The 21147-nt window shown below is 64.7% G+C and carries 18 protein-coding genes; 14 read left to right on the forward strand and 4 right to left on the reverse strand.

The window, feature by feature from the left end; genetic code table 11:
• Positions 1-3 precede the first annotated feature (3 nt).
• The 3 genes from AC4QBL_RS07630 to AC4QBL_RS07640 all read left to right on the forward strand — a co-directional run bounded on the left by AC4QBL_RS07630 (position 4) and on the right by AC4QBL_RS07640 (position 2602).
• Positions 4-369 (forward strand): sirohydrochlorin chelatase, encoded by a 366-nt coding sequence (locus AC4QBL_RS07630; RefSeq protein ID WP_472901503.1) that lies wholly within the window; start codon positions 4-6, stop codon positions 367-369.
• On the forward strand, positions 366-1310 hold the full coding sequence (locus AC4QBL_RS07635) for a CysB family HTH-type transcriptional regulator (protein ID WP_472901502.1): 945 nt from the start codon (positions 366-368) through the stop codon (positions 1308-1310). The genes AC4QBL_RS07630 and AC4QBL_RS07635 overlap by 4 nt, the downstream gene beginning before the upstream one ends.
• Positions 1311-1423: 113 nt before the next feature.
• Positions 1424-2602 (forward strand): pyridoxal phosphate-dependent aminotransferase, encoded by a 1179-nt coding sequence (locus AC4QBL_RS07640; RefSeq protein ID WP_472901501.1) that lies wholly within the window; start codon positions 1424-1426, stop codon positions 2600-2602.
• Between the two features lie 17 nt (positions 2603-2619).
• On the opposite strand, the gene AC4QBL_RS07645 is transcribed toward AC4QBL_RS07640, so the two are convergent.
• A complete protein-coding gene (locus tag AC4QBL_RS07645) occupies positions 2620-3336 on the reverse strand; it encodes a twin-arginine translocation signal domain-containing protein (protein ID WP_472901500.1) in 717 nt (238 codons plus the stop codon).
• Between the two features lie 310 nt (positions 3337-3646).
• Here AC4QBL_RS07645 and AC4QBL_RS07650 point away from each other — a divergent pair, with 310 nt between their 5' ends.
• Positions 3647-4630, forward strand: a complete 984-nt coding sequence (locus tag AC4QBL_RS07650) for a FecR domain-containing protein (protein WP_472901499.1) — start codon at positions 3647-3649, stop codon at positions 4628-4630.
• 58 nt (positions 4631-4688) lie between these two features.
• On the opposite strand, the gene hrpA is transcribed toward AC4QBL_RS07650, so the two are convergent.
• Entirely contained in the window at positions 4689-8582 is a 3894-nt protein-coding gene (gene hrpA, locus AC4QBL_RS07655) for an ATP-dependent RNA helicase HrpA (protein WP_472907473.1), read from the reverse strand.
• Positions 8583-8672: 90 nt separating this feature from the next.
• Between hrpA and argA the strand changes: the two genes are divergently transcribed.
• Positions 8673-10013, forward strand: a complete 1341-nt coding sequence (gene argA, locus AC4QBL_RS07660) for an amino-acid N-acetyltransferase (protein ID WP_472901498.1) — start codon at positions 8673-8675, stop codon at positions 10011-10013.
• A 121-nt stretch (positions 10014-10134) separates the two neighbouring features.
• Entirely contained in the window at positions 10135-11415 is a 1281-nt protein-coding gene (gene ppk2, locus AC4QBL_RS07665; protein WP_472907474.1) for a polyphosphate kinase 2, read from the forward strand.
• A gap of 18 nt (positions 11416-11433) precedes the next feature.
• Here the strand turns inward: ppk2 and AC4QBL_RS07670 are convergent, their stop codons facing one another.
• Positions 11434-11955: a disulfide bond formation protein B gene (locus tag AC4QBL_RS07670; protein WP_472901540.1), complete on the reverse strand. Its 522-nt coding sequence runs from the start codon at positions 11953-11955 to the stop codon at positions 11434-11436.
• Positions 11956-12398: 443 nt separating this feature from the next.
• Here AC4QBL_RS07670 and AC4QBL_RS07675 point away from each other — a divergent pair, with 443 nt between their 5' ends.
• Positions 12399-12677, forward strand: a complete 279-nt coding sequence (locus AC4QBL_RS07675) for an oxidative damage protection protein (RefSeq protein ID WP_472901496.1) — start codon at positions 12399-12401, stop codon at positions 12675-12677.
• A 17-nt stretch (positions 12678-12694) separates the two neighbouring features.
• Entirely contained in the window at positions 12695-13912 is a 1218-nt protein-coding gene (locus AC4QBL_RS07680; protein WP_472907475.1) for an FAD-dependent oxidoreductase, read from the forward strand.
• Between the two features lie 10 nt (positions 13913-13922).
• On the opposite strand, the gene AC4QBL_RS07685 is transcribed toward AC4QBL_RS07680, so the two are convergent.
• A complete protein-coding gene (locus tag AC4QBL_RS07685; protein ID WP_472901494.1) occupies positions 13923-14717 on the reverse strand; it encodes a hypothetical protein in 795 nt (264 codons plus the stop codon).
• Between the two features lie 179 nt (positions 14718-14896).
• Between AC4QBL_RS07685 and AC4QBL_RS07690 the strand changes: the two genes are divergently transcribed.
• From AC4QBL_RS07690 to AC4QBL_RS07715, 6 genes are all read left to right on the forward strand, one after another.
• On the forward strand, positions 14897-15688 hold the full coding sequence (locus tag AC4QBL_RS07690) for a sulfite exporter TauE/SafE family protein (protein WP_472907476.1): 792 nt from the start codon (positions 14897-14899) through the stop codon (positions 15686-15688).
• 19 nt (positions 15689-15707) lie between these two features.
• Positions 15708-17477, forward strand: coding sequence for a nitrite/sulfite reductase (locus AC4QBL_RS07695; protein WP_472901492.1), 1770 nt, complete (start codon positions 15708-15710; stop codon positions 17475-17477).
• 22 nt (positions 17478-17499) lie between these two features.
• Positions 17500-17910: a DUF934 domain-containing protein gene (locus tag AC4QBL_RS07700; RefSeq protein WP_472901491.1), complete on the forward strand. Its 411-nt coding sequence runs from the start codon at positions 17500-17502 to the stop codon at positions 17908-17910.
• A gap of 12 nt (positions 17911-17922) precedes the next feature.
• Positions 17923-18669, forward strand: coding sequence for a phosphoadenylyl-sulfate reductase (locus AC4QBL_RS07705; protein WP_472901490.1), 747 nt, complete (start codon positions 17923-17925; stop codon positions 18667-18669).
• Between the two features lie 20 nt (positions 18670-18689).
• On the forward strand, positions 18690-19646 hold the full coding sequence (gene cysD, locus AC4QBL_RS07710; RefSeq protein ID WP_472901489.1) for a sulfate adenylyltransferase subunit CysD: 957 nt from the start codon (positions 18690-18692) through the stop codon (positions 19644-19646).
• Between the two features lie 136 nt (positions 19647-19782).
• The gene (locus AC4QBL_RS07715; RefSeq protein WP_472907477.1) at positions 19783-21120 is read left to right on the forward strand and encodes a sulfate adenylyltransferase subunit 1; all 1338 of its coding nucleotides are present in this window, start codon (positions 19783-19785) and stop codon (positions 21118-21120) included.
• Positions 21121-21147: the final 27 nt, after the last annotated feature.

The following is a 21147-nucleotide window of genomic DNA, read 5'->3' on the forward strand; positions in this document are numbered from 1 at the left end:
AACATGCTTGGTGTGATTGTTTTTGCCCATGGTTCGCGCGACCCGCTGTGGCGCTTGCCGGTGGAGTCGGTGGCGCAGCAAATTGAGCGCAGCGACCCCGCTGCCCGGGTGTCGTGCGCCTACCTGGAACTGTGCGAGCCCGACATGGCCACCGCTGCGCGCCAGATGGTGGCGCAAGGCGTGAGCCGTGTGCGCGTGCTGCCGCTGTTTTTTGGCATGGGCAAGCACGCCCGCGAAGACCTGCCAGTGCTCATGGCCGAGTTGGCCCAGGCCCACCCCGGCGTGCGGTTTGAACAACTGCCTGCCGCCGGCGAAGACCCGCGCCTGACTGCGCTGCTGGCCACCATAGCCCTTGAAGAGGCCACATGAACCTGCACCAGTTCCGTTTTGTGCAGGAAGCGGTGCGCCGCAACCTGAACCTGACCGAAGCGGCCAAAGCCCTGCACACCTCGCAGCCCGGGGTGTCCAAGGCCATCATCGAGCTGGAAGACGAACTGGGCATCGAGATCTTTGCCCGCCACGGCAAGCGCATCAAACGCGTCACCGAGCCTGGCGCGCAGGTGCTCAAAAGCATTGAAATCATCTTGCGCGAGGTGAACAACCTCAAGCGCATTGGCGAGCAGTATTCGGCCCAAGACAGTGGCACGCTGTCGATTGCCACCACCCACACGCAGGCCCGCTATGTGCTGCCCGGACCAGTGGCCGCGCTGCGCCAGGCTTACCCCAAGGTCGGTATCAGCCTGCACCAGGGCTCGCCCGACCAGGTGGCCAAAATGCTGATGGAAGAAGTGGCAGAAATCGGCGTGGCCACCGAGTCGCTGGTGAACTACCCCGAACTCGTAACCCTGCCCTGCTACGAATGGCAACACGTGCTGGTGTTCCCGTTTGACCACCCGCTGCTGGCGCGTGAGCGCATCACGCTGGAAGACCTGGCCCAGGTGCCGCTCATCACCTACCACCCCAGCTTCACCGGCCGCACCCGCATTGACCAGGCCTTTGCCTTGCGCCACCTGCAGCCCAACGTGGTGCTGGAAGCCATCGACTCGGACGTGATCAAGACCTATGTGAAGCTCGGCATGGGCGTGGGCATCGTGGCCGAAATGGCCATGAGCGGCGACAACCAGACGCCCGACCTGGTGGCGCGCCCCGCCGCGCAGTTGTTTGGCCACAACCTGGCGCGCGTGGCCTTCAAGCGCGGCACCTATTTGCGCCATTTCGTGCTGCGCTTTGCCGAGTTGTTGAGCAACCGCCTGACGCGTGATTCGATCTTGCGCGCCATGAGCGGCACACCCGATGACTATGAACTGTGACTCCCCCCGCGCCGGCCTGACGGCCTTCACCCCCCAGGGGGCAACACCTGCGGCCTGGCGAAGCCCGTTCGGCGGTGTTCTGGCTGGGGCTACCTTGATCTCCGGACATTGATATGCCATCTCCATTGCCCCACACCCCCGCCCTCACCTCGCGGCTGCCCAAAGTAGGCACCACCATCTTCACCGTCATGTCGGCGCTGGCGGCCGAAACCGGTGCGGTCAACCTGGGGCAGGGTTTCCCTGACTTTGACTGCGACCCGGCGCTGGTGAATGCTGTGACGCAGGCCATGCAGGCCGGCCATAACCAGTATCCGCCCATGCCCGGCGTGCCCGCCCTGCGCCAGGCCATGGCCGCCAAAATGCAGGCGCTTTACGGCTTGGCCTGTGACCCGAACACGGAAATCACCGTGACCGCAGGTGCCACCCAGGCCATCCTCACCACCATCTTGGCGGTGGTGCACCCGGGCGACGAGGTGATCGTGCTGGAGCCTTGCTACGACAGCTATGTGCCCAACATCGAGCTGGCCGGCGGCGTGGTGGTGCGTGTGCCGCTCACACCCGGCAGCTTCCGGCCCGACTTTGAACGTATCAGCGCGGCCATCACGCCGCGCACCCGCGCCATCCTCATCAACAGCCCGCACAACCCCAGCGGCCAGGTGTGGAGCGAGGCCGACATGCTCCAGCTGCAAGACCTGCTGGCGCCCACCGACATTTTGCTGATCAGCGACGAGGTGTACGAGCACATGGTGTTCGACGGCCAGCAGCACCAAAGCGCGGCGCGATTCCCCGGCCTGGCTGCGCGCGCATTCATCATCAGCAGCTTTGGCAAAACCTACCATGTGACCGGCTGGAAGGTGGGCACCGTGGTGGCGCCGGCCACACTCACCACCGAGTTTCGCAAGGTGCACCAGTTCAATGTGTTTACCGTGAACACGCCCATGCAACACGCGCTGGCCGCCTACATGGCCGACCCGGCGCCGTATTTGAACCTGCCGGCTTTCTACCAGCGCAAACGCGACCTGTTTCGCAGCGGGCTGGCCAGCACCCGCTTCAAGTTGCTACCGGGCGCCGGCACCTATTTCCAGTGCGTGGACATCTCTGGCCTGGCGGTGCCCGAGCGCGACCTGCCCGAGGCCGAGTTTTGCCAGTGGCTTACGCGTGAAATGGGTGTGGCGGCCATTCCGCTGTCGGCGTTTTACGGCAACGGTTTTGATCAAAAAGTGGTGCGCTTTTGCTTCGCCAAGCAGGACGACACGCTGCGCGAGGCGCTCAAGCGGCTCGCCCGCTTGTGAGCCACTGAACCCGCAGCTCAGCAGCGCACGGCGTTGCGGCAAAAACTGTCCAGCTCACGCACCATGCTGCGGCCCACCACCGCTTGTTTGGCGCGTGGGCCCGCTTCCAGGCTCAGTTTCATTTCGTACTTTTTGAAAAAGTCGTCAAACAGCTCACCACCCAAGGTGCCCGTGGCTGTGAGGGTGTCGGCCTTGGGGTCGTGTTCCAGCAGCACCGCACAGAGCGGCTGTTCTGCCGGGCCACCCAGCACCTGCGCACCACGCGCCGGGTCGTACTGGCTGTGGTCGGCGCAGCAATGAATCAAGTCACTGCCTTTGCTGGGTGTCTGGGGGTTGACCGCAGCACCTTTGCGAAAGCTGATGAAACTCAGGTCTTTGGTGGGATACACCAGCTTGTGCGCGCAAATGGCCGAAAACGCCACCAGGCTGCGCGCCGGGCCCACCCCACCAGGCCACTGGTAAGCCTGCTGCTCCCGCGTGCGCAGGCTGGTGGCCAGCGCCGGCTTGCCCAGGTCGAGCAAAAACACCGGCGTGGCTTCAAACGGGTAATGGAAAACATAGTTGGTCTGCGCCCGCAGGCGCGAGGCCTTGATGGGCTGGCCCATCTCATCGGTGAGCAACACCCGGCCATACGCGCGAGGCTTGGCGTCCGCCGCCCAGGCCTGCCCTGCCAGGGTGGCCGCCAGCGCGCCAGCGCCCAAAGCACAACTCTCCACAAAGTCACGACGGTCCATGCGTTGCTCCTCATTGATCGACAGCGGCCAAACCCAATGGCCTCCACAGTGAAACGCAAGCACTGGCGTGCTGTCAACCCAACTCAAAAATAGGACAGCGGCACGGCGGGGTAACCCCTGCCCACAACACCCTTTCCAGCCGCCAAGTGAGCAGATTGGTGACTTACTTCACTACAAACGCGATGAAAGCGGAGGATTCACGCCATTTGCCGTCAACCGCTGAATCCAACGATTGTCTCGGTGCGTACCTTCAATGTGGCCACAGGCTGCCGATAAACCGCCTGTCACTCCGTTTTTATTGAGGTACCGCATGTTCATCAACCCAAACAACCGCGCTTCTGTCACCGTTCGCCCCACTGTCCAGAGCACGAATGGGCTTCGAAAAAGCTGGATCGCCCGCGGCGCGTCGACACTGATCCTGGCCGCCATCGCCTGGGGTCTGGGTCAACCCAGCCATGCAGCGGCTGCCAACACGGTGGTGGAAGCGGTGCAACTGCCCGCCTGGGTGGAGCGCCAGGGCCAGCGCCGCCCGGCCCAGCCAGGCCAGCTGCTGCGGGACAACGACAAGGCCGTGACCGCAGACGGCGCACGCATGCTGCTGCGCCTGCCCGACCGCTCGGTGATCAAGCTGGGCGAGCAAACCCAGTTTCACATTGAAACCATGGTGGCCAAGCAACAGGGCACCGCCGGTCCGTCTGAAATCAAGTCCAGCTTGCGCTTGATCACCGGCGTGTTTCGATACGCAACCGACTACACCAGCAAGGCGCTGGGCCACAAGCGCGAGCTGAACCTGCAACTGGCCACCGCTACCGTGGGCATTCGCGGCACCGACTTCTGGAGCATGACCGACGCCGAACACGATGCCGTGTGTGTGTTTGACGGCAGCGTGGCCGTGGAGCGCGAGGCGAAACCCGACATCACCCTGGACAAGCCCGGTGCTTTCTGGGTGGTCTTCACCGGTCAGCCCGAAAAGCCCGCCGGCCAGGCCACGCCCGATCAGCTGGCGAAGTTCATTGGCCAGGCCGAAATGCAACCGGGCAGCGGCATCTTGCTGCAGGGTGGGCGCTGGCGCACGGTGGCAGGCTTGTCGTCCAGCGTGGCAGAGGCTGCCGCTTTGCGCGTGCGCCTGCAAACCGCTGGTTACCCCGCCGAGATGGTGGCCAAAAATGGTCGCCATGAAGTGCGCATCAACCAGCTGGCCACCCGGGAAGACGCAGAAGCCGTGCTGGCACGGCTGCAGGCCAACACCGACCTGAAGGTGACCCAGGGCCGCGTCGCGCTGGCGGCCGACTGAGCGTACCGAGCACCCTGAGGCGGCCCGCGCCGCTTCGTGGTGCGGACAAGCTGCGGGTCTAGCTGTTGAGCTGAGACCAGGCCTTGTCCAGCCGCTTCACGCTCACCGGCTGGGGCGTGCGCAGCTCTTGTGCAAAAAAGCTCACCCGCAGCTCCTCCAGCAGCCAGCGCAGTTCTTGCAGGCGCGCGTCTTGCACGCCTTTGCGCTCGGCCACCAAGCGCCAGAAGCGTTGGTCTTGCGGGCGCAACTCAGTCAGCTTGGCGGCGTCGCGCGCCGGGTCGGCGCGCAGCTTGTCCAGCCGCAGCTGCACCGCTTTCAGATAACGGGGAAAGTGCTGCAATTGCGCATAGGGCGTGGTCAGCAAAAAGCGCTTGGGCACCAGGCGCTGCAGCTGCTGGGCCACATCGGTGGCCACGTCGGCGGGCGGGCGGCTGTCTTTGAGCTTGCGCGCGGCGGCGGCGTATTCGGTCAAGATCAGCCCGGCGTTGCGCGCAATCTCGGTTGAAATCAGCGTGAGCCGGCCGCGGCCCTCGTCCACCCGTTTCTTGAAAGCCGCTTCGTCGGTGGGCAGCGGTTCGGCCAAAAAGGCGCGGTCCAACGCGAGTTCAATGATCTGGCTGCGCAGCTCTTCCAGCGTGCCGCCGCCCGATCCGCTCTCGGTTTTTCCCACCTGCATGTAGGCCGTGGCCATGGTCATCAGGCCGGGCAGGTTCTTTTCCAGGTATTTCAGCGCGTCCTTGATCTGCAGCGCAAACAGGCGGCGCAGGCCTTCCCGGTGCCGCGCCATCGCCACTTCAGGCTCGTCAAACACCTCAATCGCCACGGCGTCGCCCAGGTCCATGAGCGCCGGGAATCCGATCAGCGTCTGCCCGCCTTTGCGGATCTCCATGAGCTCGGGCAATTCACCAAAACTCCAGCTGGTGTAGCGCTGAGCCGCACTGGCGGCGGGCACGGCGGGCGCCTCTGCGGCCACACGGCGGGCGCCGCTGGCAGCGGCGGGTGCCGGGGCGGCCTTGGGCTCGGGCGGAGCCGGGCGCAAGCTCTCCAGCTTCAGCGAAGCCAGCGCCTGAAACGCCCCACGCGCCTGCCCGCCCAGCTCGGCCTTCAGCGCAGCCAAGCTGCGGCCCTGGCCCAGCTGGCGGCCGTGTTCGTCCACCACGCGCAGGTGCATGAAGTGGTGGGGCGTGAGCATGTCCACCTTGATGTCGTTGCGCGCAATGTCCAGCTGGGTGGCTTCGCGCACCAGCTTCAGCAGCGCATCCATCAGGTTGCCGGCGCCAAACACCGCGGGCTCGGTGAGCGCGGTGGCAAAACGTTCGGCCGTGGCCGGCAGGGGCACCAGGCGCGAGCGCGGGCGCTGGTGCAGGGTTTTCAGCAGCGCCAGCAGCTTGTCTTTCAGCATGCCGGGCACCAGCCAATCGCAGCGGTCTTCGCTCACCTGGTTGAGCGCAAAAATCGGCACCGCCACGCTCAGACCATCGCGCGCATCACCCGGTTCGTGCAGGTAGGTGCAGGCGCAGTCCACCCCACCCAAGCGCAGCGTTTTGGGAAACGCCTGCGTGGTGATACCGGCTGCCTCGTGGCGCATCAGCTCTTCTTTGGTCAGCAGCAACAGCTTGGGGTTGAGCCGCTGCGCGTCTTTGTACCAGCGCTCAAAACTGGCGCCGCTGCACACCTCGGCGGGAATCTGCGCGTCGTAAAACGCAAAAATCAGCTCGTCGTCCACCAGCACGTCCTGACGACGCGACTTGTGTTCCAGCTCGGCCACCTGCTTCACCAGCTTCTGGTTGGCGGCCAGAAACGGCAGGCGCGTCTCCCATTCACCAGCCACCAGCGCTTCGCGGATGAAAATCTCGCGCGCGCCCGCCGGGTCGACCCGGCCGTAGTCGGTGCGGCGGTTGTGGTACACCACCAGGCCGTACAGCGTGGCGCGCTCCAGTGCCGTGACCTGTGCGGCCTTCTTCTCCCAATGCGGGTCGAGCAGCTGCTTTTTGATCAGGTGCGGGCCGACCTGCTCCAGCCACTGCGGCTCAATGGACGCGATGCCACGCCCAAACAGGCGCGTGGTTTCCACCAGCTCGGCGCACACGATCCAGCGCCCGGGCTTCTTGCTCAGGTTGGCGCCCGGGTGGCGGTAAAACTTGATGCCGCGTGCGCCCAGGTACCAGTCCTCAGCCTCGTTCTTCTGGCCAATGTTGCCCAGCAGGCCCGACAGCATGGCCAGGTGCAGCTGCTCGTAGCTGGCCGGCTGGGTATTGAGGGACCACTTGTGTTCGGCCACCACGGTGTGCAGTTGGGTGTGGATGTCGCGCCATTCGCGCACCCGCCGCACGTTGATGAAGTTTTCGCGCAGCAGGTTTTCGTATTGCCGGTGGCTGAGCTTGTGGTCTTTGCCGTGGCCGCCCTTGCTGTCGTCCAGCCACTTCCAGAGCTTGAGCGTGCCGGTGAATTCGCTCTTTTCGTCGTCGAACTTGGCGTGCGCCTGGTCGGCCTGGGCCTGTTTGTCCATGGGCCGGTCGCGCACGTCTTGCACGCTGAGCGCAGAGGCGATCACCATCACCTCGTCGAGCGCACCGCGCTGCTGCGCCTCCAGAATCATGCGGCCCACGCGCGGGTCCAGCGGCAGGCGCGAGAGCGTCTGGCCGATGGCTGTGAGTTCGTTGGCCTCGTCCACCGCGCCCAGCTCGGAGAGCAGTTGGTAGCCGTCCACAATGGCGCGCTTTTGTGGCGGTTCAATGAACGCAAACTCTTCTACGGCGCCCAGGCGCAGCGCCTTCATGCGCAGAATCACACCGGCCAGCGAGCTGCGCAAAATTTCAGGGTCGGTGAAGGCCGGTCGTCCGTTGAAGCCGGCTTCGTCGTAGAGCCGGATACAAATACCGTCGGCGACGCGGCCGCAACGCCCGGCGCGTTGGTTGGCCGCCGCGCGGCTGATGGGTTCCACCATCAGCTGCTCCACCTTCTGGCGAAAGCTGTAGCGCTTCACGCGCGCGGTGCCCGCGTCGATCACGTAGCGGATACCCGGCACGGTGAGCGAGGTTTCGGCCACGTTGGTGGACAGCACGATGCGCCGCCCACTGTGGTCCTGAAAAATGCGGTCCTGCTCGGCTTGCGACAGGCGCGCAAACAGCGGCAGCACCTCGGCGTTGCGCAGCGTGGGGATGTGGCTGAGGTGCTTGCGCAGGTGGTCCGTGGCTTCGCGGATTTCGCGCTCACCGGGCAAGAATATCAGGATGTCGCCACCCTGCGGCCCGCGCCAAAGCTCGTCCACGCCGTCGGCAATGGCGTTGTTCAAATCGTAGTCGCGGCTTTCTTCAAACGGCCGGTAACGCACTTCCACCGGGAAGGTGCGGCCAGACACCTGGATCACCGGGGCGGGACCGCGTTTGGACGCGAAGTACTGCGCAAAGCGGTCGGCGTCGATGGTGGCCGAGGTCACCACCACCTTCAGGTCGGGCCGGCGCGGCAGCAGCTGGCGCAGGTAGCCCAGCAAAAAGTCGATGTTGAGGGAGCGCTCGTGCGCCTCGTCAATGATGATGGTGTCGTAGGCGCGCAGGTCGGGGTCGGTCTGCGTCTCGGCCAGCAAAATGCCGTCGGTCATGAGCTTGACGGATGCGTCTTTGCTCAGCCGGTCTTGAAACCGCACCTTGAAACCCACCACCTCGCCCAGTGGCGTCTTCAGCTCTTCGGCGATGCGCTTGGCCACGCTGCTGGCGGCAATGCGGCGAGGCTGGGTGTGGCCAATCATTTGCGGGCGCTGGCCCGGCTTGGCGTTGAGTTTGCCGCGCCCCATCTGCAGCGCGATCTTGGGCAGCTGCGTGGTTTTGCCAGACCCGGTTTCCCCGCAGACGATGACCACCTGGTGCTCGCGCATGGCCGCCTCAATCTCAACGCGACGCGCAGAGACCGGCAAGGACTCGGGAAATTCGATAAACAAAGGCGTAGAGGACAAGGGCACAACTTCAGTCAAAATCAGGCAACCGGTGATTATCCGCGCCCGCCCCATTCCCTGCCCGACAGCCTGCCCGATCTGCCCGCCCACATGTCCAACGTCTTCAATTTCACCTTTGTGCCCTGGTTTCGCTCGGTGGCGCCCTACATCCACAAATTGCGCGGCAGCACGGTGGTGGTGGGCGTGTCGGGTGAAGCCATCGCAGCGGGCAAGCTGCCCCTGATTGCGCAAGACCTGGCGCTGATCCAGAGCATGGGTGTGGAAATCGTGCTGGTGCACGGCTTCAGGCCGCAAGTGAACGAACAACTGCACGCCAAGGGCCACACGCCCAAATACTCACACGGCATGCGCATCACCGACTCGGTGGCGCTGGACTGCGCCCAGGAAGCTGCGGGCCAGCTGCGCTATGAAATTGAAGCGGCGTTCAGCCAGGGCCTGCCCAACACACCCATGGCGGGCGCCACGGTGCGGGTGATTTCAGGCAACTTCGTGACTGCGCGCCCCGTGGGCCTGATGGACGGCGTGGACTTTCAGCACTCGGGCCTGGTGCGCAAGATCGACACCGAAGGCATTCAGCGCACGCTGGACATGGGCGCGCTGGTGCTGCTGTCGCCCTTCGGCTTCTCGCCCACGGGCGAGGCCTTCAACCTGACCATGGAAGACGTGGCCACCTCGGTGGCCATGGCGCTGCAGGCCGACAAGCTGATGTTTTTGACCGAGGTGCCCGGCATCCGGCTCGACGCCAACGACCCGACCAGCGAGATCGACACCGAACTGCCGCTGGCCGCCGCCAAAACCATGCTAGCCGCCCTGCCCGCTGCCACCCAGCCCACCGACACCGCTTTTTACCTGCAGCACTGCATCAGGGCCTGCGAAGGTGGCGTGGACCGCAGCCACATCTTGCCGTTTGCGGTGGACGGTGCGCTGCTGCTGGAGATTTACACCCACGACGGTATTGGCACCATGGTGGTGGACGAGAAGCTGGAAAGCGTGCGCGAAGCCACCATGGACGACGTGAGCGGCATCGTGGCGCTGATCGAGCCGTTTGAAAAAGACGGCACGCTGGTCAAGCGCGACCGCACCGAGATCGAGCGCGACGCGGGCTACTACACCATCATCGAACACGACGGCGTGATCTTTGGCTGCGCCGCGCTCTACCCGTACCCGGAAGCGCGCACCGGCGAAATGGCGGCACTCACGGTGTCGCCCGACACGCAGAGCCAGGGCGACGGCGAACGCCTGCTCAAACGCATCGAAACCCGCGCGAAGGCACAAGGCTTGCAAAGCATCTTCGTGCTGACCACCCGCACCATGCACTGGTTCATCAAGCGCGGTTTTGTGCAGGTCAACCCGGACTGGCTGCCCGAAGCGCGCAAGCGCAAGTACAACTGGGACCGCAAGAGCCAGGTGTTGGTGAAGAAGCTGTCGTAAACCACATCACGCCACAGGGCCTGCTGCAGGGAGCATTGCAGCGCCGACTTGATAAAAATCAAACCGGTGCAACGCCCATTGTTGATACTGGTGTGTTGTGTGACAGAAGGATGAACAAGCCATGACGGAACGAGCCACCCCCAACGCCCCCGCTGCCAACGCCGCCGCCCCAGCCACCAAGGCAGCGGCCAAACCGCGTGCGCAGCGTGCCGCCCAACCACCGGCGGCTACCCCGCGCCGGGCCGCTGCGGCGTCAAAGCCAAAAGCCCCGGTGGCTTCGGCCAACCTGCCAGCTGAAAAGCCACGCCGTGTGGCGCTGGGCGACACCAGTGGCAGCAGCCAGCCCAAAAAGATTCGGAAAAACACCGTTTCACGGGCCATGGCTTCGCGTCAGGCCGCCCAGTTGGCCGCCGTACAAGACATTTTGTCGCGCACGGAAAACAGCCAGCGAGAAAAAGCCGAATCGCTGCGCGCCATTTTGGAGGGTGCAGCGCCCGACGACGCCAAGGCCATCCGCCGCCTGCTCAAGCAAGAAACGCAGGTGGTACGCAGCGAAGCCAAGGCCATGGTCAACCCCGACGAGGCGCTGGCCGCTGACTGGCGCAGCGGCGCCTACCCCTACAAAAACCTGCTGTCGCGCCGAGTCTACGAGTCGCAAAAATACCTGTTGCAGGTGGAGCTGCTCAAGCTGCAAGCCTGGGCCAAAGAGACCGGCCAGCGCGTGGTGATCTTGTTTGAGGGACGCGACGCGGCTGGCAAGGGCGGCACCATCAAACGCATGATGGAGCACCTGAACCCTCGCGGTGCGCGTGTGGTGGCGCTGGAAAAACCGAGCGAGGTGGAGCGCGGCCAGTGGTACTTTCAGCGTTATGTGCAGCACCTGCCCACGGCCGGTGAAATCGTGCTGTTTGACCGCAGCTGGTACAACCGCGCGGGTGTGGAACGGGTCATGGGCTTTTGCAGCGACGACGAATACCAGGAGTTCATGCGCCAGGCGCCGCAGTTTGAACGCCAGCTGGTGCGCAGCGGCGTGCATCTCATCAAGTTCTGGTTTTCGGTCAGCCGCGAAGAACAGCGACGCCGCTTCAAAGAGCGCAAGGCCCACCCGCTCAAACAGTGGAAGCTCAGCCCCATCGACCTCGCTTCGCTGGACAAGTGGGACGACTACACCAAGGCCAAAGAAGCCATGTTTTTCGAGACCGACACGGCCGACTCGCCGTGGACGGTGATCAAAAGCGACTGCAAGAAGCGCGCACGCCTGAACGCCATGCGCTACCTGCTGCAAAAGCTACCTTACACCAACAAAGACCCGAAAAACATCGGCTCGCTGGACTCCCTCATTGTGGGCCGCGCCCACGTGGTTTACGAGCGTGGTGAGCGCCCAGGCAGCGCGATCCTCTGACGCAGCCCGCGCTGGGTTTCAGCGCAAAGGGCGCTGAGACCACAGCAAGGCGGCCAGCACCGCAATGGCGGTGAAATACAGGAACGACCAGTTCGCAATCGACAGGCCCAAGAAGGTCCAGTCGATTTCGGAACAGTCGCCACTGCCTTTGAAGATCATGGGAATGGCGCGCTTGAGCGGGAACGACTCGATCATCCCGAAAAAGTCGCGGCCGCAACTCAGCACCTCAGGCGGGTTCCACTGCAGCCAGCTCTGGCGCGCTGCCACAAAAGCGCCAAACACCGCCAAACCTGCCATGAGCCACAACCCGGTGTGCCTCGCACCGCGTTGGGGCAACACCGCAGCAATGCCCGCCACCACAGCCACCAGAATCAGCGCGTAGCGCTGCACGATGCACATGGGGCATGGCTCCAGCCCCACCGCATGCTGCAGGTACAGGCCAAAAGCCAGCATGGCGGCGCTGCCCGCAGCCACCAAGCCCAGAAACTGGCGGGGGAAACGCTCAAAAATAGACGGGGTAACGGTCGGAATGGTGGGGATCAAGTCAGTGTCCTTGCAGGAATACGCGGGCCGTGCGCGGCGAGACGGCAAGTGTCTCACCATATTTGAAACCCAGATTTTTATGCATTGTTGTTCGGCCCACCGGTTATCCAATGGCCAGCCAGCCAGGGCCATTGACCGAGCTCAAGCCCAAGAGTTCCAGACAAGGCCGGCCGGCGTATGCGGGACTGTGGAACATGGCAAGACGCAGTAGTCACGCACCGCTGGCATCTATTCATCACCGACGATCGCATCGGGTGAACCCCCGCCAGCTTCAGGGCAACAAAAGATTGATAAAGTCAACGCATGTGCGCAGCGCAGTTCCTGGGACACCCAACGAACCCATCACCGGAACTTGCGAGCGACGGGAAACTCGGGTGGACGCACACGAGCGCACCGATGCACACACCCATTCATTCAAACACCACTCCAAGGACATCCACATGGCACGCACCGTTAACTGCATCAAGCTGGGCAAAGAAGCCGAAGGCCTGGACTTTCCGCCCTACCCCGGCGAGCTGGGCAAGCGCATTTTTGAAGGCGTGAGCAAGGAAGCCTGGGCCGCCTGGCTCAAGCACCAGACCATGCTGCTGAATGAAAACCGCCTGAACCTGGCCGACGCCCGCGCCCGCCAGTACCTGGCCCGCCAGATGGAAAAACACTTTTTCGGTGAAGGCGCTGACGCAGCGGCCGGCTACGTGCCTCCCCCCGCAGAGAGCTGAAGCCTGCGGTTTCACCCTTGACTGCAGCCAAGCTCCACGCCCTGGTGATCGGTGCCGGCCTGGCCGGTGCTGCGGTGTGCGCTGCTTTGGCACGCCGCGGCTGGCACACCACGCTGATCGACGCCGCGAGCGGCCCGGCACAGGCCGCTTCGGCCTTGCCCGTGGGCATGCTGAGCCCCCACGTCACCAAGGCCCCCACACCGCTGTCTCGCCTGTCTGCGCTGGGCGTGGCTGACACCCGCGCTGAACTGGAGCGCCTGCTGCTGCCAGGGCATGGCTGGCAAGCCTGCGAGGTGGACAACCTGGGGCACGATCCCGGCCGCTGGCTCGCCGCCCTGGTGCGCCCTGGCGCCCTGGTGCAAGCCTGGCTGGACGAGGCCAGGCAAACCGCGGGTCTGACCACCGTGTGGAATGCGCCAGTGGCCCGCCTTCGCCAAGGCACCATCTGCTGCGCCCCCAACCATGGCAGCGCGGGCTGGCAGGCACTGGACGCACAAGGCCATGTGCTGGCAGAAGCGCCGGTGGTGGTGGTGGCGGCCGCTTTTGGCAGCCTGGCGCTGCTGCAGGCCAGTGCACCCGAGCTGGGTGCCACCGCCCTGCCGCTGCGTCCTGTCAAAGGGCAATTGAGCCTGGGTGCCCAACACGGCCCGGCGCTGGCCCCACGGCCCCAGCGCGACAACGGTGTTTTTGTGCCCCTTTACGAAGACGCCGGCCTTGCGCCCCAATGGCCGGCCCGAGTTTGGGCCATGGGCTCCACCTACCTGCGCGGCGACGCCAGCACCACGCTGAGTGATGCCGACCACGAACGCAACGCGCTGAGCCTGCATGCCATGGTCCCCGAAGCGGCGGCGCAGCTGCGCACCGCTGCCGCGCAGGGCACGCTGTTGGGTTGGGCGCAGGCGCGCTGCGCTTCGCTGGACCGCCTGCCGCTGGTGGGTGCGGTACCCGATGTGGCGGCGCTGCATAGCCGCATGGAACAAGCGGGACCGCGAAGGGGCCGCGTGGCGCTGGAAGACACGCCGCGCTGGCCGGGCCTTTTCATGCTGGGCGCACTGGGCTCGCGCGGGCTCACGCTATCGCATTGGTGCGCGCAGTTGCTGGCGGCCCAAATAGAGCGCGAGTCTTTGGACGGCGTAGCGCCCGACCTGGTCCAGGCGCTGGACCCCGCTCGGTTTGCGTGGCGCCAGGCGCGCAAGCAGCCCACACCCCACGCAGCGCAACCCCAGACCGCTTAAGCGCTGCCCCTTACAGCAGATCCATCCATTGAGACAGCTCGCGCGGCTGCAAAGGCCTCGCCAGCAGCACCGAAATGCCAGCCTCGCGTGTGTGGCGCCGCACCCGTCGGCGGTTCCACCAGTCTGCCAATGGGCCAGCCATTTCGCTGCTGGCCAGCGTGAGCGCCTGGGGGTAGCGCTGTGCAAACATCCGAGCCAATGACCAGACGTCCACCTGCTTGTCATCCAGATTGAACACACCGCAGCAGTAGTCGTTGCGGCCCATCAGGTCCACCGCGGTTTCAGTGGTGGTGGCCTCGTCCAGTTCCACCACGCCCACCAGGGCCAGACGCGAGCGCAGGTACATGCGCTCATGTTCGTCCGAACCCACCAACAGCGCGCGCTTGATGCGCACTTGCGAAGGATCGAGTTCCAGCGGTGCGGGGGCGGTGATGTCCAGGTCAATCAAGCCCGAATCCGTTTGCCGCGCGGCAAAAACGGCGTCCAGATCGTTGAGCACGTCGGCCCATTGAATAGGGCGCTGCAGCACGCGCCAAGCCTGTTCGGGAGCGCCCGGCCCGACCCAGATCAAGCGCTGCCCCGCAGGCAGCTCTTTGGCGTGCGACAAAACAGCCTCGGCGCTCTGCCCGTCCACCAGCGCCACTTCGGCGGGTGCCACGGTGCCAATGGCGCCCGGAGCTGTCATGGGCGACCAGGGCGCGTAACACAGGTCGCGGTCTTCAGACAGACGAAACACCGTGTTGAGCGCGTGCCGCTCCGTGTCGGAAAACCCAACCACGCTCACAAAAATGCGCTGTTTCTGCATGCCGCAGATATTAAGCCCCTCAGGCCCCGCAAGCGGTGATCGTTCTCAAAGCGTTGTCAAACACCCGAGGTGTGCACCGCTCACCGGGCGCGGCCTTCAGCCTCCTTATTCGTTCTGGCTATATGTGAATAAATAAAAAGTAGTTTGAAATATAAAGAGGTGAATTTACAGTCGCGCCCATGCCTGAATTCGCCATCCTCTTCGCCGGCTTTGCCGTGGGACTCATCGTCGGACTGACCGGCGTGGGCGGTGGCTCGCTCATGACGCCCATTTTGATTTTCTTCTTTGGTGTCAAGCCCTACATGGCGGTGGGTACCGACTTGCTGTTTGCCGCCTTCACCAAGCTCGGCGGTACCGTCAGCCTGGCGCGCCAGCGGTTGGTGCCCTGGCGGGTGGTGGGCCAACTCAGCGCGGGCAGCCTGCCAGCCGCAGTGATCACGCTGGGCGTGTTGCACCAGCTGGGCCCGGCCAGCGCGTCGGTGCAGTCGCTCATGACCAGTACCCTGGGCGTGGCCCTGCTGCTCACCGCGGCCGCCATGTTGTACAAGGCAGCGCGCGGCAAACAGCTGCCGCGCACCCTGGCCGACAACCAGCTGGAAGCCGCCAGCCGCGCCCGCCACTGGAGCCTGCCTGTCATTTTCGGCGCCGTGATTGGTACCTTGGTCACGATCACGTCGGTGGGCGCGGGCGCCATTGGCGTGTCGGTGCTGCTGCTGCTGTTTCCCTTGCTTCCGCTGCCGCGCATTGTGGCGGCAGACATCGCTTATGCCGTGCCCCTCACCCTGGTGGCGGGCATGGGCCACGCCAGCTTGGGCTCGGTGGACTGGCCTTTGCTGGGCCAGCTGCTGGCCGGCTCGCTGCCGGGCATCTGGCTGGGCACCCGGCTCATGCGCCACACACCCGAGCGCCTGGTGCGCTCGGCACTCTCCGTCTTGCTGGCCTACGCCGGCTTCAAGCTGATCGCTTTCTGACCTTTTTCACACCACGACGATGTACCAGTACTCCGACTTTGACCGCCAGTTTGTCCAGCTGCGGGCGTCCCAGTTCCGTGATCAGCTTGAGCGCTGGCAGGCGGGCACGTTGCGCGAAGACGAGTTCAAGCCGCTGCGACTGCAAAACGGCTGGTACGTGCAGCGCTTCGCGCCCATGCTGCGCGTGGCCGTGCCTTACGGCGAACTCTCCAGCCCGCAGCTGCGCGTGCTGGCCAAAATTGCGCGCGACTACGACCACAAGGAAGAACACGACACGTCCAAAGCCCAGGCAGCCCTGGCCGATGTGCCCACCTTGCCCGACCGCTGCGGCCACTTCACCACGCGCCAAAACGTGCAGTACAACTGGATTCCGCTCGCCCGCTCGGCCGACGTGATGGACCTGCTGGCCAGTGTGAACATGCACGGCATTCAGACCAGCGGCAACTGCATCCGCAACATCACCACCGACGCACTGGCCGGCATTGCGGTGGACGAGGTGGCCGACCCCCGCCCGTTCGCTGAAATCATGCGCCAGTGGAGCACGCTGCACCCGGAATTTGCGTTCCTGCCACGCAAGTTCAAGATCGCCATCACCGGCGCCCGCGAAGACCGCGCCGCCACACCTTGGCACGACGTAGGCCTGCGCTTGCTGCGCAATGTGAACGGGGAGTTGGGCTTTCAGGTGCGCGTGGGTGGCGGCATGGGCCGCACGCCGATCATTGGTGCGGTGATCCGCGAGTTTTTGCCGTGGAACCAGATCCTCAACTACCTCGAAGCCGTGGTGCGCGCCTACAACCGCTTCGGCCGCCGTGACAACATCTACAAGGCCCGCATCAAGATTCTGGTGAAGGCCGAAGGCCAGGCGTTTACCGACCAGGTGGAAGCCGAATACCGCGACATTCTGGACAAGGACGGCGCACCGCACACCATCACCCAGGCCGAGCTGGACCGCGTGAGCGCATTCTTTGCAGCGCCCCAGCTTCATTGCGACCGCAAAAGTGCCGACGCCAAGATCGCACACATCTTGAAGGCCGCCGCCGAAGACGACGTGGAATTCAGCCGCTGGCTGACGCAAAACGTGAAGCCGCACCAGAACCCCGACCTGCGTGCCGTCACGCTGTCGTTCAAACGCATCGGTGCCGCCCCCGGCGACGCCACCGCCGAACAGCTGGAACGCGCTGCGGACCTGGCCGACCGCTTCTCTGGCGGCGAAGCCCGCGTGACGCACGAACAAAACCTGCTGCTGCCTTGGGTGCGCTGCGACCAGCTGCCCGAGCTGTGGCGCGAGGCGCGCCGGCTGGGCCTGGCCAAGCCCAACATTGGCCTGCTGAGCGACATGATCGCCTGCCCCGGCGGTGATTTCTGCGACCTGGCCAACGCCCGCTCGCTGCCCATCGCCCAAACGCTGCTCAACCGCTACAAAGACCTGGACGAGCTGCACGACCTGGGCGAGATTGACCTGCACATCAGCGGTTGCATCAACAGCTGCGGCCACCACCACAGCGGCCACATCGGCATTCTGGGCGTCGACAAAGACGGCCAGGAGTGGTACCAGATCACGCTGGGCGGCTCGGACGGCTCGCGCCTGTCGGGCGAAGCCACGCCGGGCAAGGTCATTGGCCCATCGTTCGCCGCCAGCGAAGTGCCCGATGTGATTGAAGCCCTGCTGGACACCTACCGCAACCAGCGCACCACCGGTGAGACCTTTGTGAACACGCTGCGCCGCACCGGGCTGGACGCCTTCAAGACCGCCGCCAACGCCGTGCGCGTGAGCACCGCGCGCGCCTGAGCCCATAAGACAGGAACCCACCATGAGCACCGCCCCCCTTTTTAACCTTGCACAGGCTGACAACTTTGTGCCCGCCGAGCCCGAGCAACAACGCCTGGTGCTGACCAACGACAGCGACCCGCGCGAAGCCGACCTGAGCGGCATCACCGTCATCGAGCTGCAGTTCCCCAAGTTCAACGATGGCCGGGCCTTCAGCCAGGCGTTTTTGCTCCGACGTCGGCTCGGTTTCACCGGCGCCATCCGCGCCACCGGCGACGTGTTGATTGACCAGTTGCTGCAAATGCAGCGCAGCGGCTTCACACAAGCCGTGCTGCGCGCCGACCAGAACCTGGCGCATGGCCAGGCGCTGCTGGCCCACTTCCCGGCTTTCTACCAAGGCGACGCGGTCAACACCGCGCCGCATTTTGTGGCACCCGTGGCCGCCCACGCCTGAGCAGGACACCCCATGAGCGCCATCGACCTTTACAACGCACCGTCCCCCGCCTTTGCAGACAAGGTGGCGCACAGCCTGGCCTTGTTGCAACGCGCCGCCAGCGAATACCCCAAGCTCACCCAGGCCTCCAGCCTGGGCGCTGAAGACATGGTGGTCACGCACCTGATTCACCTGGCGGGCATCCCAAGCGGCATTTTTGTGCTCGACACCGGCAAGTTGCACGCCGAGACCCTGGCTTTGGTGGGCCAGATTGAGCAGCGCTACACCCGCAGCGTGGAGGTGTACCGTCCCAAAAACGAGTCGGTGGTGAAGTTTGTGCGCCACCACGGCGAAGAGGCCATGTACCAAAGCATCGACCTGCGCAAGCAGTGCTGCGACATCCGCAAAATGGAGCCGCTGGCCCGCGCCTTGGCCGGCAAAGACGGCTGGATCACCGGGCTGCGCCGCGAACAGTCCAACGCCCGCGCCGAGGTGGCCGACATCGTGCAAGAAGCCGGTGCGTTCGGTAGCCGCGTGAAGATCAGCCCACTGGTGGAATGGACCTGGGGTGACGTGTGGCATTTCATCGCCGAGCACCGGCTGGACTACAACGCCCTGCACGATCAGTTTTACCCCAGCATTGGCTGCGCCCCCTGCACCCGCGCCATCAGCGTGGGCGAAGACTTCCGCGCCGGCCGCTGGTGGTGGGAAGACGAAAAAGCCAAAGAGTGCGGCCTGCATGTGCAGTCCATCGAGTCCCAACGCCCCCAGGCCGCCTGAATTTTTTTGAGCCAAACAACATGAACGCCCGTACCGACAACGCCGTGCTCCAGTCCGCCCAGCCGACCACCGAACACCACCTGAGCAACGCCCACCTGGACGCGCTGGAGGAAGAAACCATCTTCATCCTGCGCGAGGTGGCGGCCGCGTTCGAGCGCCCTGCCCTGCTGTTCTCGGGCGGCAAAGACTCGCTGGTGATGCTCAAATGCGCCGAGAAGGCGTTTGGCGTTGGCCGAATTCCCTACCCGCTGCTGATGATCGACACCGGCCACAACTTTTCGGAAGTGACCGACTTCCGCGACAGCCGTGCCGCCGAGTTGCAGGCCGAGCTGATCGTGCGCAACGTCGAAGACTCGATGAAGCGCGGCACCGTGCGCCTGGCCCACCCGGGTGAGAGCCGCAATGTGCACCAGTCGGTCACGCTGCTCGAAGCGATCGAAGAGTTCCGTTTCGATGCCCTGATCGGCGGCGCCCGCCGCGACGAAGAAAAAGCCCGCGCCAAGGAGCGCATTTTTTCGCACCGCGACAGCTTCGGCCAGTGGCAACCCAAGGCCCAGCGCCCCGAGCTGTGGACGCTGTTCAACACCCGGCTGGCCCCGGGCGAACACTTCCGCGTGTTCCCCATCAGCAACTGGACCGAGCTGGACGTGTGGCAGTACATCGAGCGCGAGCACATCGCCCTGCCCTCGATCTACTACACGCACCCGCGCGAGGTGGTCGACCGCCGCGGCTTGCTGGTGCCGGTGACCGAATTGACCCCACCGAAAGACGGTGAGACCGTGCAGGTGCGCGACGTGCGTTTTCGCACCGTCGGCGACATCACCTGCACCTGCCCGGTGGAAAGCCTGGCCGCCACCGCCGCCGACATCGTGATCGAGACGCTGGCGGCTGACGTGAGCGAGCGCGGCGCGACCCGCATGGACGACAAGACCTCTGAAGCTTCGATGGAGAAGCGGAAGAAAGATGGGTACTTTTGACGCCCCCCGCGCCGCGCCTGCGGCGCGTCACCCCCCACTGGGGGGCAACACCTGTGGCCCGGCAAAGCCGGTTCCACGGTGTTCTGGGTTTCAGACATCTGCTCCGGCCACCTTTTTGATTTTGTGATTGACTGACATGAATACCACTTCCTCCGTTCGGGCTGAGCCTGTCGAAGCCCTCGCACCCACGCAGGCGCAAGACACCCGCCCCGCCCTGAAATTCATCACCTGCGGCTCGGTCGACGACGGCAAAAGCACGCTCATCGGCCGCCTGCTGGTGGACAGCAAAGCCGTGCTGCAAGACCACTTGGCTGGCGTCCAGCGCCAGGGTGAGACCGACCTGGCGCTGCTGACCGACGGCCTGTCGGCCGAGCGCGAGCAGGGCATCACCATTGACGTGGCCTACCGATACTTCAACACCGAAACCCGCAAGTTCATCATCGGCGACGCGCCGGGTCACGAGCAGTACACCCGCAACATGGTGACGGCCGCTTCCAGCGCCGACGCGGCGGTGGTGCTGGTGGACGCCACCAAGCTCGACTGGAATGACGCCGCACTCAAGCTGCTGGTGCAGACCCGCCGCCATTCGCTGCTGCTCAAGCTGCTGCGCGTGCCGTCCATCGTGTTCGCTGTGAACAAGCTGGACGCCGTGGCCGACAGCGCGCTCGCGTTCCAGCACATCAGCGCAGCGCTTGCCGCGTTTGCCGCCGAAGCCGGCATTGCCGTCACCGCCACCGTGCCGGTGTCGGCGCTGAAAGGCTGGAACGTGGTGGACGCTGCCGCCGACGCCACTTGGTGCGGCTACACAGGCCCGACGCTGCTGGACATCCTCGAACACCTGCCGGTCACGGCCGCCGACACGGCGCTGCCTTTCGCATTTCCCGTTCAATGGGTCGAAAAGTTCAGCAGCTCGTCCGACACCAGCCAAGGCCGGCGCGTGTTCTGGGGCCGTGTGGCCACCGGCGGCGTTCAGCCGGGTCAGCAAGTCAAGGTCATGCCCAGCGGCCAGGCCGCCACCGTGGCGCAAGTGCTCGACCATGCGCGCACACCCAAAGCGGTGCAGGCCGGTCACAGCGCGGGCATCGTGCTGGACCGTGAGGTCGATGTGTCGCGCGGGGACTGGCTGCTGGCGGCCGATAACAGCGGCGGTACAGCCCTGGAAGGCAGCCGCGAGATTTGCGCCACCGTGGCCTGGCTGGACGACGAAACCCTGGTCGCCGGGCGTGTGTACTGGGCGCTTCACGGTCACCGTTGGGTCAAGGCCAAGGTCAAGCGCATCGTGCACAAGCTTGACATCAACACCCTGGCCGAAGAAGACGCCACGCAGCTCGAACCCAACGCCATCGGTCATATTGAGCTCACGCTGCAAGAGCCGCTGGTCACCCTGCCGTTTGCGCAGTCGCGCGCGCTGGGCTCCCTGGTGCTGGTGGACACCGCCAGCCACAAGACCTCTGGCGCCCTGCTGGTCAGCTGAACCCGCGCCCAACAACCTTAACTTATG

Source organism: Hydrogenophaga sp. L99 (assembly GCF_058731905.1).